Source organism: uncultured Bacteroides sp., from assembly GCF_947632445.1.
Lineage (GTDB): Bacteria > Bacteroidota > Bacteroidia > Bacteroidales > Bacteroidaceae > Bacteroides.
Map to the genome: position 1 here is coordinate 60,291 of NZ_CANRPM010000003.1, position 14,574 is coordinate 74,864.

8 protein-coding genes and 1 tRNA gene are annotated in these 14,574 nt (G+C 45.8%); all 9 read right to left on the minus strand.

The genetic code is table 11. From position 1 onward, the window contains the following. Positions 1–36: 36 nt before the first annotated feature. A complete protein-coding gene (locus Q0Z70_RS01290) occupies positions 37–927 on the minus strand; it encodes a DNA/RNA non-specific endonuclease (RefSeq protein WP_298071889.1) in 891 nt (296 codons plus the stop codon). Positions 928–1,216: 289 nt separating this feature from the next. Then, positions 1,217–1,287: transfer RNA gene (locus Q0Z70_RS01295), tRNA-Gln, on the minus strand. Between the two features lie 422 nt (positions 1,288–1,709). Continuing rightward, a complete protein-coding gene (locus Q0Z70_RS01300) occupies positions 1,710–2,969 on the minus strand; it encodes a histidine-type phosphatase (protein ID WP_298071891.1) in 1,260 nt (419 codons plus the stop codon). A gap of 24 nt (positions 2,970–2,993) precedes the next feature. Next, a complete protein-coding gene (locus tag Q0Z70_RS01305; protein ID WP_298071893.1) occupies positions 2,994–4,403 on the minus strand; it encodes a glycoside hydrolase family 28 protein in 1,410 nt (469 codons plus the stop codon). 33 nt (positions 4,404–4,436) lie between these two features. Next, positions 4,437–6,755, minus strand: coding sequence for a GH92 family glycosyl hydrolase (locus Q0Z70_RS01310; RefSeq protein WP_298071895.1), 2,319 nt, complete (start codon positions 6,753–6,755; stop codon positions 4,437–4,439). Further along, complete coding sequence (locus tag Q0Z70_RS01315) at positions 6,752–7,837, minus strand: heparan-alpha-glucosaminide N-acetyltransferase domain-containing protein (RefSeq protein WP_298071897.1); 1,086 nt, start codon at positions 7,835–7,837, stop codon at positions 6,752–6,754. Before Q0Z70_RS01315 ends, Q0Z70_RS01310 begins: the two co-directional genes overlap by 4 nt. A gap of 18 nt (positions 7,838–7,855) precedes the next feature. After that, on the minus strand, positions 7,856–10,015 hold the full coding sequence (locus tag Q0Z70_RS01320; RefSeq protein WP_298071899.1) for an alpha-N-acetylglucosaminidase: 2,160 nt from the start codon (positions 10,013–10,015) through the stop codon (positions 7,856–7,858). Between the two features lie 115 nt (positions 10,016–10,130). Then, positions 10,131–11,162, minus strand: a complete 1,032-nt coding sequence (locus Q0Z70_RS01325) for a response regulator (protein WP_298071901.1) — start codon at positions 11,160–11,162, stop codon at positions 10,131–10,133. Further along, positions 11,081–14,518: a two-component regulator propeller domain-containing protein gene (locus Q0Z70_RS01330; RefSeq protein ID WP_366807077.1), complete on the minus strand. Its 3,438-nt coding sequence runs from the start codon at positions 14,516–14,518 to the stop codon at positions 11,081–11,083. Before Q0Z70_RS01330 ends, Q0Z70_RS01325 begins: the two co-directional genes overlap by 82 nt. Positions 14,519–14,574: the final 56 nt, after the last annotated feature.

Below are 14,574 nucleotides of genomic sequence, written 5' to 3' on the forward strand. Positions count from 1 at the left end.
GATGTCATTGATTGGTTTTATACGTATTTTTGAGATTTAGTTCCATTGTTTCCAGTCATATTCCGCTTCCACCTGTTTTTCCACATCATCGGGTAGTGAAGGGAAGAAGTCGATGCCTGTGATGCGTTCCACCTGGTCGACAGAGTTGATGTAGCTGTCCAGCGGATGGTTGCCCGAAGTATTCTTGTAGATGAAGCCGATGGCACGGGGAGGGCGACTGTCGGCACACAGAATGACCTTAAAGAAGGCTTCCGGCACAGTTATCTTGTGTTCTTTTCCGATGAGGCGGTATTTCTGACTGTAAAGAATGGGGCCGCAGGCGATGTAGATGCGTCCTTCCTGTTCAGCCCACACGCGGCAGCGGTCTTCCAGCTCTTTCCAGTCGCCTCGGTTCAGGTTGTGGTGCTGGGGACAGATGTTGGTCATGTAGAAACTCTCCTGCATGGCTCGCCAGTGCCAACGATTGTCGGCGGCGGGACACATGTGGCCGCGATCCCAGCCTGAACCTTTGTAGTCGTCGGTAGAGACGGCTTCGCTTTCGGGCAGGTCGGGGTCAGGCAGAAACTTGTCCGTGCGGCTTTCGCGCTCCACCAGCTTGTCGCGGTTCAGCTCCCACGCTACCCAGTTGGGCAGGTTCAATGTACGATTATAAGATACCGTATATCCTTTCCGTTTCAAAATGGTTTCGTTTACGCCTTTTAATGGGGTGGGAATTTCGAGGCCTTGGGCGACGGACGGGCTTGTCAGTGCTTCGGGTTTTTCTGTCTGCGCGGCGGACTTTATGCTTTGAGGCAGGAGGTCGGGGCTGACAAACCTCGATTGCCGGACGTTATTCAGTAGGCCGTAACCGATGAAAGCGGCACACACCAGCAGGATGAGATAGAGAAGGCCTTTGGATCCTTTCTTCTTTGCTTTTCTTCTTGCCATAAGAATTTGTAATAGGTCTACTATCGGACAAAAACTGTCAGCTGTTCGGTTGCGAAGTTACGCAACTTTCTTCACTCTCACAACCGAACGGCGTATTATCATCGCAGGCCCATCCGTGTTTTTCTGAAATAGCACTTTCAGGGATTTCTCGTGTTGGCTTACTTTGATGACAAGAGCCGATGTCGTTGGGGAGTTTGACTCCTTTTTGCTCCGTCTTTGTTTGAAAGGGCGGCCGCTGAAAAACAAAAACTCCGACGGTTCGTGAGGGAACAATCGGAGCTTTTATTCGTTGGACTACCAAGATTCGAACTTGGACAAACAGAACCAAAACCTGTTGTGCTACCATTACACCATAGTCCAAACTATCGGGTGCTTTCTGTTAAAAAGCAGTGCAAAGATAGAGGTTCCGAAAATAGTTTCCAAATATTCGGCTGCTTTTTTCAGAGGCTTTGTCGATTTGTCCTGTCCTTCTGGCAGTATCAGGCCTTAGAAAAATCGGGCCGGTCATCGAACGGACTGCGGAAGTTGAAAATCAAGTAATCCTACCCTATTTATTGCTATTTCCACTCGCTATTCCCTTACTCCGTCACGCAGCACTTTCTGAAGTCTTGACGCAGTGCTGCGTGAGGGTGTCATGCAGTGCTTTATGAGGAGGAGATGAAGCACATCGTCAGAGGGTCAGTAAGCACTTCGTCAGGCAGGAAGGGTCTGTCCGTGAAGAAAAACGGAAAAAACACGAAAGTGCTTATTCCGTGCCTTCTTACAGTCTGTACCTAAATATATCAGTCAGCCTTATTTAGTAATCCTATAAAGTAACGACGCAAAACGATCCAATCGTAGTAAGGGCCCTCGGCGGCAGCAAGAGGCAGGTGCACTTCGCATTCATTGTGGAGCAGCTTCACAAGCACATCGCCCGCTGCATTGCGAAAGAAAATAAGTTGCAGATTAGCGGCCATCGGCGAAACGCGATAGTCTTGCCATGCCAAGTGGAACCTCTCAATATCTGCTTCACGACCGTCACACCCCTCTACTCTCATCAGGGCAAGCAAACGGATAAGATGGGTATCGTGCCCAAAACGAAGATCTGCACAAGGTTTTCCTCCCGCAATAGCCCGATCGGCACTCTCTATAATATTACGCAACAATGCTGTTGCCTGACGAGGCATCAGTCCTTTGTTGAGCGGAGCAGCAGCATTGCACACGTACATACGGGCATTTACCACCTTCCACAGGCTCATCAGTTCATTATAGGTGAAGAGGTCAAAAAAAGCAACATCTTTCAGGTGGTCGCAGTTCTGCATGTCAATGGCAATCCAATAAAGGTCTTCCATCAGTCCCCGCTCCTGTGCATAGGACATGTGAACGGACGGAGTGACCAAAGCTTTCACAAAACGTTCCGGTTGTATCTGCTCGCGCGCGAAACGGTTGAAATCAGTCCGCCACACCGCCGTATCGGAACAGAAAGCCTCGGCTTCGGGCGACGTGTAGGCTATGTAATCCATGTAACGCTGATAGGCCCGACGACTGACGCGCAACTGCGGATTCTGCTCTTTTAAACTTTCAGTGAAATAACTCATGCTCATAACGCAACGTAGTGACGTGGATGAACGGGCATCGACCACTGCACTGTCGGTAAAGACCGATGGAAATGATGTAAACATACGGCAGGCAATATCATGATGCTGACGTTCGCCCAGCGGCGTAATGTTACCGCTGCGTCCACGAACATCTTCCCACACCCGATGTAGGCGTCCGCAGACATCTTTGCCCAGCGGCGTAAGTGCACGTATTGCGGCCAGCGAGTCGAATACATCGACCACTCGCTTGTAATGTACGTCGTCGGTGCGCCAGCGGGAGCCGTGTCGTCCGTAATGTGAGATGTAAAATGCCTCAAAACCGGCAGGAGGCGGTGTCTGAGCAATAGTCGGGGCCGGATAAGCGAAATAAATACTCCCCAGTTCTTCGTTGGTGGGCCTCAGTTGTGCAGTGGCCATCCCCACTGCACATACGCATACATATAGAAAGGAAACAATTCTGTTCAAAACATATCAGGAATTAAAGTTTATTTATCTGACTACCACGACGTTTGTCGAAGCCTTCTGTTTCAACAACTCACCGGAAGCCGCCACAGGCCGGGTGTCTCCCCACATCAAGCGGGGGTTACTGATAAAGATATCACTGGCCGTATCAATATAGAAACCATAAATTTTGTCGTTCACAAAACCTTCACCCACACAGGGTCGCTTGTCATATACACCACCCGGATAATCCGTCCGTTTCAATAATTGAATATCAATATTGTCAAAATAGATATGATTTACCTTACTGGGCACATCTCCACCGACAAACACACCGTTTTCGCTGATGCACTTCACATTGGAGAACCAGATGTGGCTTACTTCACCACAACGCCCTTCAGTGGCTCCTTTAGGAAACCGCCAACCGGCATCCTTATGGTCACCCACAGCACGAGGATAGGAAGTCACATAAATCGGCTCAGCCTTACCCCACCACACATCTGACCATAGATAACAATCAACAATCATATTGTCAAACACCACATTCGTTACAATACCTTCATCACGATTCTGAATGCCAATGCCACGATTGCTGTCACGAATGATACAATTATTAAATAGAACATTATTGATAACATCCATATTTTCGGAACCGATTTTAATAGCGCAGGAACGAGATGTCATAGTACAGTTGGTCACAACAATATCTTCACAAGAACCGTATTCCTCGAATTCACGACGGTTTTTCAGGCAAATGCAGTCATCGCCAGACTCGATGTGGCAATTAGCGATGCGCACGTGGCGCGAATGATCCACATCGATGCCATCACCGTTGCGTATCTTCAGATTGTTTCGGATACTGATGCCATCTATCACCGCATCCTTACACCCGATGAGATGGACCGTCCAATAGGGACTGTTGCAAAGGGTGACATCGCGGATAACCAGCCGATTGATAGCTTCCAGCGTCAACACATGAGGACGTGGGTCGAAATTTGTCACCGGTTTCAGTTCGTACGAATCGTCCAGCTCCTTGCCCATAAAGGCGACACCATTGCCATCGATGGTTCCCATTCCGGTAATAGAAACTTGCTCTAAATTCTTTCCACTAATCCACATCATGCCTTCTCCATGGTTTTTGCGGAAAGCACTTTCTGTATAGACAGACTCATCGGGATTAGCCAGCAGGCGTGAATTGGCCTCCAAGTGTAATTCCACAAATGATGACAGCTTGAAGGGACTGCACAAGAAAGTATGCTCGGCAGGCACCAGTACCTGTCCGCCGCCAGCCTGTGTACAGGCGTCAATAGCAGCCTGAATAGCAGTTGCATCATCCGTCTGACCGTCGCCTACCGCGCCAAAGTCCATAATATTGAATACGTTGTCCGTCTGTTTCTGTCCTCCGCAGGCAGTCAGCAACAAATAACAGAAAACGAAAAAGATGTTTTTAATTCCCATATCCTATAACAATGATTAATGATCCATTTTCAATTATCTTCTTATCACCTCTGGCGGGCAATCCTCTGACAAACTGCCCCATTCCCGATTGGGTTTAGGCCCCATTTCCAGCTCCAACGTACCGCCTTTCATAATGTCGGCATGGTCTATGTAGTTTTTGGAATAAGGCTGTCCGTTCAATGTAGCACGCTGGATATAGATATTCTGCTCTGAAGCCCCTTTAGCCTGAATGGTAAACAGCCGGCCTCCTTCCGGTTGGAGTGTAACGGACGGAAAAGAAGGGCTGGCCAACATATAGTAGGGCGTACCCGGACAAACGGGATAGAAGCCCATAGCCGCAAAAACATACCAAGCTGACATCTGTCCGGCATCGTCGTTTCCGCCCAATCCGCCGAGTGTATTATGATATTCCGTATCCATAATGTGGCGGACGGCCCGTTGCGTTTTCCAAGGCTGCCCAGCATAGTTGAACATGAAAGCAATCTGATGGCAAGGTTCGTTACCATGCCAGTAACGGCCCTCAGAAAACATAGAATCAAGCTTGGCAATATAACTATCCTTGCCTCCCATTTGTTCCATTAGGCCGTATGGATCTTGAGGTACATACCACGTATAGTGACAAGGAGCACCTTCGGTAATAAAGCGTGTAAAACGGAATGCATTGTTCTCATCCAAGAAGGATCCGTCAGCCCGGCGTCCTTGGACATAACCGGTACGAGAATCAATAACGTGTCGATAATTACGGGCACGTTCCATTAAAGCATTATAGTCATCCGTTTTCCCTAATACAGCCGCAATCTGTGCTAACGCAAAATCGTCATAGGCATACTCCAAAGTACGTGACACCTGCTCGCACGTATGGAACGCATCGGGCACACTGTCCTCCAGAGGAATATAGCCATACTTTAGATAAGAGTCGAGCGCACGTCGTCCCATGCCGTTACGATATTCATCCAAAGAGGCAGGACACTCAAATGCGTTCTTCCGTAGCCCTTCGTATGCCTTACCAATATCAAAGTCCCGGACTCCTTTGCTCCATGCATCGGCTACCACCGACGCCACATGGTCGCCAATCATAGCTGATGTATAACTGTTCCAGCAGGGGAAAATGGGCATCCAGCCACCTTGTTCATACTTGCAAACCAATGACTGCATCATCTCGCTGCCCTTCTGAGGAGTAATCAGATTGACCAGCGGATGCAAGGCTCGATACGTGTCCCACAAGCTGTAGTCATCGTAATAGGTCTGTCCCTCCTCTGTCTGCATGATTGAATTTCCGGTTGCGAAAGCCGGATAGCGACCGTCTACATCGTTGAACGTGCGTGGCAAGAAGCTGGCCCGATAGAAAGCACCATAGAACTTGGCCAGCGCTTCTTCGTCCTTGGTTTTCACCTGAATGAGGTTGAAACGCCGTTCCCAAATATCCGTCAATTCACGCCGTACCTGTTCAAAGTCCCAATGAGGTATTTCCGTCTGTAAATTCAGTTCCGCACCGTTCTCGTCTACAAAGGAAGAAGCGGCCTTCACCAATACCTCTTCTCCAGCTTTCACCTCGAAAGCCAGATAGGCTCCAATTGCCGGGCGACCCTCTAATTCCGAGGAGGCATCGAACAACGAATCTGCCGCAAAGGTTCCATAACCACTTATCTTTTTCTGAAGCTCTACCACAAAGTGTCCGCTAAAGCCTGTCGGTTCTCCCCAACCCTGATAAATGCGATGCACAGGGTTATAGCCATAAATACGGCCGTTCACCGTATCGATACGCACGAAGCCCTGCCCTTCATCACTGTTGGGAGTCACTATCAGATAGGCATTACCTGCTTTCTGATAGGTGAAACGGAAAAGAGCCGTATGCGAACGGGCCGTCAGTTCCGCCCAAATACCTTCATCGGGCAGGGCAACGGCATAATAGGCTGGCGTAGCCACTTCATCAACATGCGAAAAACGTGTGGCGCGGGCTTCAGCCCCACAACGCAATATGCCATACAGCGGCATCAATGTCATGGAGCCATAGTCCTGCGTACAGCCACCCACAATCCAATGAGAATTGCGAAAACCCTGAAAAAGACTATCCCTATAATAATAAGGAGCTATACACTTCTTTTCAAAGTCTTGGGTTTGAGGTGTCCAGAAATTCATACCGTTGGGTTCGAGAACAGCAGGCAAAGTCTGTCCGTACTCTTCAGTATTCTTGCCAAACATACCAGCAGTCTTCGTTGTACTGGCAGCTGTTCCCACCCGTGTATCCACGTATGACAGACGCGACATTCCGGCAGGTACATCGGTACACCCTGCATGGAAACACAGGCAGAACACAACCACCCCTATCTCTGTAATCACGGACTTTCTCATAACTTGATATATATTTTCTTCTTATACAACGGATAACCAGCCGCCGCCATCAGCAGCATGAACAACAACGAATAGACGGCAGAAGCCAAATAAGGATTGACCACCAGCGAGTGGATGATATTATAGACTGGCGGCTTGACACCCGTAGCACTAATCACGATGGCAAGGACTTCACTCAGCACATACAGGAACAGCGGGTTGACACCGAATACTTCGAAGAAGCGACACCAACACTGTTTATCTTTATAGTCAATAAAGTACATCAACGTGGCTTGGAGCATAGCTGCCAGTCCGCAAGTAGTCAAAGCAAATGTGGGTGACCAGATACGCTTGTTAAGCGGAAAAGCCTCGGTCAGCAGAAAGCCGACAGACATCATCAGGAAACCCACCACAAAAAGCCCGATAAACTTCTTTCCCAGTGTATCGGCCTCCATAATCAGACGCCCACAACAAAAGCCTATCAAAGTATGGGCTATGGAGGGCAGGGTACTGAACAATCCTTCAGGGTCAATAAAGCTCTTTTGATACAGATGACCGGATCCCAACACAGCACGATCGATCATAGAAAGCAGGTTGGTCTCATCGAATACATACCCATTAGCAGTCAACAAAAAGATACCATATCCCACTAACAGTACCCCAGCTATCCACCCCATCCACTTATGGGGAACATACAAGGCCAAGAAAGAAGCGGCACAATAGCAAATGGCAATGCGTTGCAATACGCCTGTCAGCCTTAAGTGGGCAAAGGGCAGAAAATCACCCTCACAGATATGTTCAAGCCAATGGATGGCAATGCCGATCAACAGGATGATCAAAGTACGTTTCAGTATCTTCCGCACAACAGTCCCTGATGGCTTAAATTGGAATTTACGAAGCGCTATGTAGGCCGATATTCCCATGATGAACAAGAAGAAAGGAAATACCAAATCGCAGGGTGTCATACCATTCCATGCTGAATGGCGCAATGAGTCGTACGACAGACGTCCTCCCGCATTGTTCACCACAATCATCCCTGCCACGGTAATTCCTCGCAGCACATCAAGCGACAACAATCTTTTTTCCGGCAAAACCTCCGTCATGGTCTTTTTCTTTACAAATTAATCGTTCTGTACCAGTTTGATGGCTTTCTTGGCCAACTCAATGCAATCGCCTTCGGGTTCGGTCGTATAGGGATTCTTAGCCAGCGTCCAAGGTTCCTCCATAGCATAATAGTCCAGTTTCACTTCAGGCTTACCGTCCAGCTGATCTTGCAAGGTCTTCCAATAGGCCGACCAACGCATGTAGTAGAAGTCACGCAGGATACCGTTCCACTCCTTGTGGGCATAGTCGCGCAAGCCGCCGTCGTCAGCACAGGTACGGTTACCCCAAGTGGTAATCTGCACACGTGCATTCCATTCGTAGAGGTCTTTCTCTTCGGGTGTATTACCCTGCTTGCGGGCTTGCTGAATCCAACGACCTACACGGAACTCACTGCGCGTACCCAGCAGGCTGTCCTGCATCAGCAGCAAGGCGAGAAATCGTTTGGAGTCGCGGGCAAAGCTCCGTTTGTCGAAGCTCTCGAAGTCGGCCACAGTACGGTTATAGACGATACGGGCCTCATCGGAAACGGCCTGGCGCACCATGTCGACCAGATCGTACTCAAAATTATTGTTGCCACGATATTTGTCGGCCACATCCACCATCAGGGCGGCTGCTTCGACCGTTACGGTGGGGTCATAATAATTCTGCATCTTCGACCAGCTACTGGCTTGGAAGTTGTTCAATGTGGGACGTCCGCAGAAGATGGACTCGTGAGGCCCCTGCTGGTTATTGCCGAAAGGACAATTATAAATAGAGTTGGCCAAAATCATCCAAGTTTGCTCAATTTTGTCGTCGCGTATGCCATAGCGGGCAAAGACATAATCCTTCAGCCATTCTTCTTTGGTGAATTTCTGAGGTCGCCAAGGCAGTTCACACATCAGCTCAAACATCACGGGATTGTTTTCCGAACCTTCCATCGTCAGGCCGATACCTTTCAGATGGGCCGCCAGCGGATTATTCTTGGTCAGATAGAAGTTATTGAGCAGCTGATCCATACGCCCGTGCAGACCGACGTTACCACCAAAGTTCTCGAGCATACAGAACAGCCAATCGTGCTGCTCGTAGCCTTTATCGCGCTTCCATATGGAAGGAATACCCCACATGGGACGGCATTCGCTGAAAAGGTCCAGGATAAGCAGGTCTCCATTGTTCAAGTTCTTAATCATCTCGGGACGGGGATTCTCCGTCCATCCTTGTACCACCCAGACGGCCTTCGAATTTACTTTCTTCATTTCGAACATCACAGCCTTTCCTGCCGCATCGAAATCTACCTCGTCAGCGTTCTCCAATTCATGGAAAGGATCCATAGAATAATAGTCTGCCTTGCCAAAAAGTTTCTGCTGTTCACTATAATAGAGGGAAGCTATTTCACTGTAACGGGAGTCGGCAGGTTGCAGGAATGCAGGGCGGGTGAATCCGTTCCACAATTCCGGTCTCTCAATATCAAGGCCCATCTTTTCATCAGCATTATGAGGTATCATGCCACTATAACCAGGGAAAACAGGCTTGATGCCGTATTCCTTCATCCGCTTCAGGATTTTCTTCTGCAAATCCTCCCGTTGGGCGTACCAACTGTCAGGATTGGGCCCTCCCCAGCCTTCCAGATTGTTCATGGCCCACCAAGCCAGGAAGGCCGGGCCGGCAATGAAGCGGTTCACCTCGTCGCTGCGATAACCCAGCTTCAGAAGCATGTTACGCCATACGCATTCCATACCAACAGCCGCCAAGGGTAGGTTGATGCCATGCAGAGCCATCCAGTCGATTTCCTTCTCCCAACGTTCCCAGTCCCAGAAAGCCATGGAATAGGAATAGGTGCAATAATTGAAATCGTAACGCAAGCTCAAATCCGTCTCCTTGCGTAGCTTTTCCTTAATGGGTGGCAACACATCGGGCAACTTGGCCTGCATGCCATTCCAGGTAAGATGAATACCCGCATAATATTTCAAATACCAATTGAGTCCCGTAGCAATATTGACGTAAGTATTACCGCGTACCACAACTTTCTTACCTTTCTGATCAAGTTCAAAGAAATCTTTGTCACTCTTCTTCAATTCAATGACAAACTTGTGCGATGCTCCCTTATCTATTCTTTCAAGCAATCCATCAATAGGGTTGGCAAACATTTGAACACTCCACACGGATATTAACAGGATAAGTATACTAATTTTTTTCTTCATAATGCTATTTCTATTTATACAACAAATATAGAGGCTTTCGTCTATCTATAAGTAGAAAATAGAAAAGTTTAGGAAGAATATAGTCCAATCCGCAACCTAAGGGGAAAACATCCCTTTAATCCTTCTTAAATCCGCTACTGGGCAAATAACCAAAAAACTCCTTAAAACATTTAGTGAAATACTTAGGATCATTGAATCCTACAGCATAAGCAGCTTCGGAGACATTAATATCGCCTCTTCTTTCTTGGAGCATTCGATGGGCTACATTTAATCGATAATTTTTCATAAACTGTCCGATAGGTTGTCCCACCAATGCTTGCATTTTATTGTTTACCAGTGTTTTGCTGTATCCCATATCACGTACAAAACACTCCAAATTATATTCTGAATCTGCGTAATGTTTCCCCATCAGCTCAATCGCTTTATTAACAAACTGTTGATCTCTAGATCCTTCCTTTATATGCAATTCACTAACATTACCGCTGACAGAGAATCTTTTCTTGTAACGGTTCCTAAGATTAAGAATATTTCGAATACGCAACAAAAAGACCTCTTCATCAAAAGGCTTGCAAATATATTCGTCAACTCCAATCTCAAAACTCTTCTTTTCTTGTACATCCGAAGAAATAGCCGTAAGCATCAAAAAAGGGATATGAGATGTAAGTAAATTATCTTTTATACGGCGTGAAAACTCCATACCATCCATAACCGGCATCATCAGATCGCTCACTATCAAATCCACGGAATGCTTTTGTACAATCCGAAGCGCTTCTTCCCCATTCTCCGCCTCAAGAAAACGATAATTCTTCGACAGCAAAGAACAGACATAGGCACGCATATCCCGATTGTCTTCCACAACAAGAATAGTTTCTTTATGTGCGCTCCCAGCCAAACCTTCCTGCGTTGTTTCCTTCTTGACATCAGAATCAACATTAGCAGAAGAAATTTCATGCCCAGCCTGCAACAAGGGGAGTAATATTCGAAAAGAAGCTCCACGCCTCTGATTGTTACGGGCAAAAATGATTCCACCGTGCAGTTCGATGATTCGCTTACACAAAAAGAGTCCTATGCCTGTACCGCTTTGCCCAAAGGACGAATGTCTGTCACCAACCTTAGACTGAAAAAAACGATCAAAGATCTTATCCATATCCGCTTCAACAATTCCAGATCCTGTATCGCATACATTAATATAAAGTTGCGGCCCCTTTTCCCACCTTTCGGAATAGCAGCAACGAACACATCAATTCGTCCATTTTCCAGTGTAAACTTAATGGCATTAGCCACTAAATTAACCAAGACCTTACGCATATAGGCCACATCTATCATTACATAAGGATGAGCAATATGGGTATATAAACAAATCTCAATGCCACGCTCCTGCGCAAATACCTTAAACGGTAACAACAGCTCTGAAACAAAGTCAACAAAATTACATGTTTTCCGATCTAAAATTACTTTATTCATATCCAGCTTCCGAAAGTCCATCAACTCGTTCACCAATGAAAGCAAATAACCGGAATTGCGTTCTGCAATCTGCAACTGAGCCTTTACATCTTCATCTTCAATAACTTTTAGGGCATGCTCAATAGGGCCATGAATCAATGTTACAGGCGTTCTGAATTCATGAGTAATGTTCGTAAAGAAGGTTATTTTCTCTTCCGTTGCCTCTTTTACCTGTTCAGCCATCACTTCCAATTGTTTGTTTTGCACAGCCAATTCTTGGGTGCGCTCTTCTACTTTTTGTTCGAGTTCAGCCTGTTGCTGACGATAACGCTTCACTTTTCTGTGATAAAACGCCCAAACCAACGCTCCCGATGCCAGTAAGAGGGTTAAATAAAACCAAACCGTTTTATAAAAATAAGGAATGATGTGTACTTTAACTTCGGTCACATGTTCCGACCATTGTTCCATTTCATTGGTGGCACAAACCTGCAATACATAATCTCCAGGAGGTAAAGCTGTATATCTGATGACACAATCTCCCGGTCTTGTTTCGTTCCATTCCCTTTCATACCCCTTCATCCGATACGAAAAACGAATGCGATTGCTACATGCATAATCTCCCGTTGTCACCCTTATCGAAAAACGACTTTCTTTTTCATGCAAGGTAATCAATGGAGCTTGTGTAATACTGCGATCCAGATAGTTGCCACTTGATGGATAAATCAGGTTACCCGCTACGGTTAAAGAGGTCAATTTAACAATACGGTCCGTATGAGATGGAGTGATTTCTTCAGGCCTGATAATCAATATCCCCATATTAGTCGCAACATAAATTTGGTCATATTTGGACGAATAATGAATGCCATTCCAAGAATATTGTGTGAACGGCAAGCCGTCACCTGCCGTATAATTCGTAAACGACATCGTCATTATGTCCAATTTACAAAGCCCTTCATGAGTCATCATCCACAAATTGCCTTGTCCGTCCTGTGTCATACCAATAATTGTATTATCCGGCAATCCATTCCGAACAGTATAATTCGTAAACTCGAAATGTCCTCTTTCATCCTCCGAAACCTTATACAATCCACTACCATTACCGCCTAACCACAAAGTACCATCCTTGTCTTCTAAAATACTATTGAATTTCTCTAATGTCATTGATTCCGGCTCATTCAATTTATATTTGAAATAGGTATATCTAACGTTTTTATGTGATTTGGCATACGAAAATAGATCCAGCATCAACAATCCACGACTTGTACCTATCCATAAACGTCTCTTTTTATCTACGTAAAGCGCCGATATCATCTCAAATTCATTGTCGATGCCATCAAAAAGAACCCGTTCAAACGTTTTCGTATGTTTATCATAAAACAATACTCCCCGTGTAGAACCAAACCATATCCCTTCATTAATAACATCTTCGCATGCACTACTGATAAAATCTCCATTCAATGTTGCAAACTCATCACGCGTATAACGTCGGAAATTCCGGTTCCCTTTCACATTCAAATCCAACTCATTGATTCCGACTCCCCATGTATATGCCCACAAATGATGATCCGAATCAATCAAAAGACCATTTATTGTATTATTGGTGAGTGAGCTTGGATCGTTCGGTACAAACACATAACGTTCACATGCTCCGGTTTCCAGGTTCCAACGAACCAAACCTCTCTCCAACACACAAACCCATAAATGTCCATCCCGATCTTCGCGTATGGCATTAACCGGGAAATTTTCTCCAACGGCAGATACGTCCTGAACCGGGCACCATAATCCCGTTTGAAGACGTTTGGGGGAAAGCAGATTAAGCCCTCCCGTTTCTGTTCCTAACCAGATCGTTTCGCCCGACGTATAAATACAATCTATTGCATTACAATTGATGGTTCCACTTCCTTGAGTCCGATTTTGGCGAATAAAAGAGAAAGAATCCGTTTCGCGATGATAAACATTTATTCCATTCAACGTGGATACAACAATATGCCCTTGCCCCGTCATTTTTATGTCCGTTATATATGCCTGACTTAACATGCCTGGGCGATGAGTCGAATAACGATACCGCTGCATTTGACGGGTCGTTTCATTATATTTAAACAAGCCCCTATTCGTTCCAATCCACAAGAAATTACCATCCTCAAGCATACAAGAAATTCTCCAGTCTTCGCTGAAAGGAACCAAATCATCCGATAAAGTTTTTTTCTCCAATAGATGTCCCGGTCTCTTTTCAAGTACATATACCTGATTATCCAGTCCTGCACAAATACGATTTCCAACATCCATCACGGCTTTAACAGGAGAAGAACAGGGCTCTTTCAAACAATAATAATTACCGACTTTTCCTGTTTCGTCCCACTCTACACACCACAAACTATTTCCACAAGAAATCCATAAATTCCCTGCTTTATCCTTATAAAGAGAATGAATATATCCATCAGCCAATTCTCGCAGCGTATCATTTAATAAAGAATAGGAGTCAATAATGGCATAGGCATTCAAATCAATAACTTCAAGCCCTCCTTCAGATCCGATCCACAGCCGGCGAAAATTATCCTCACAAAGCGTATGTACATAATCGTTTTTCAATTTTAATGGCTGCGTCTGTGTATTAATACTCATAACCTGGTATCCGTCATATCTTCCAATGCCATTATGAGTCGCCATCCATATAAAACCCTCTGAATCACAGAGAATATCATCTACAAAACTATGAAGAGCCTTTTCACCTCCTGTTATATAATGATAATTGTATTTATTGAAAAAGCGTTCGTCTGACTGTGGAAAGGCTGTCAGAACAATGATATATAAGAGAAAGAAAACAATCGGCAATCGTAATTTCATAGTACTTGTAATCAAGTGTGAGTTTTCAGGTACAAATATAGTGATTCCTTCCAAACATAATATAGTATTTAGCATAAAAGACACATCCGGCCGTTCTGCCATTTCTTTATAAGTCATATCCTTAAAACGGTGGATGGCAAATGCCTTCCGATATGTCTCCGGTAAATGAGATATAGCTTCATTCAATTTCCGACTCAGCCTGTTTATCGTACACAAATCACTTCCCGTATGGGGAAATCCATGAGATACGAACCTAGTTTTTTCACCAAACG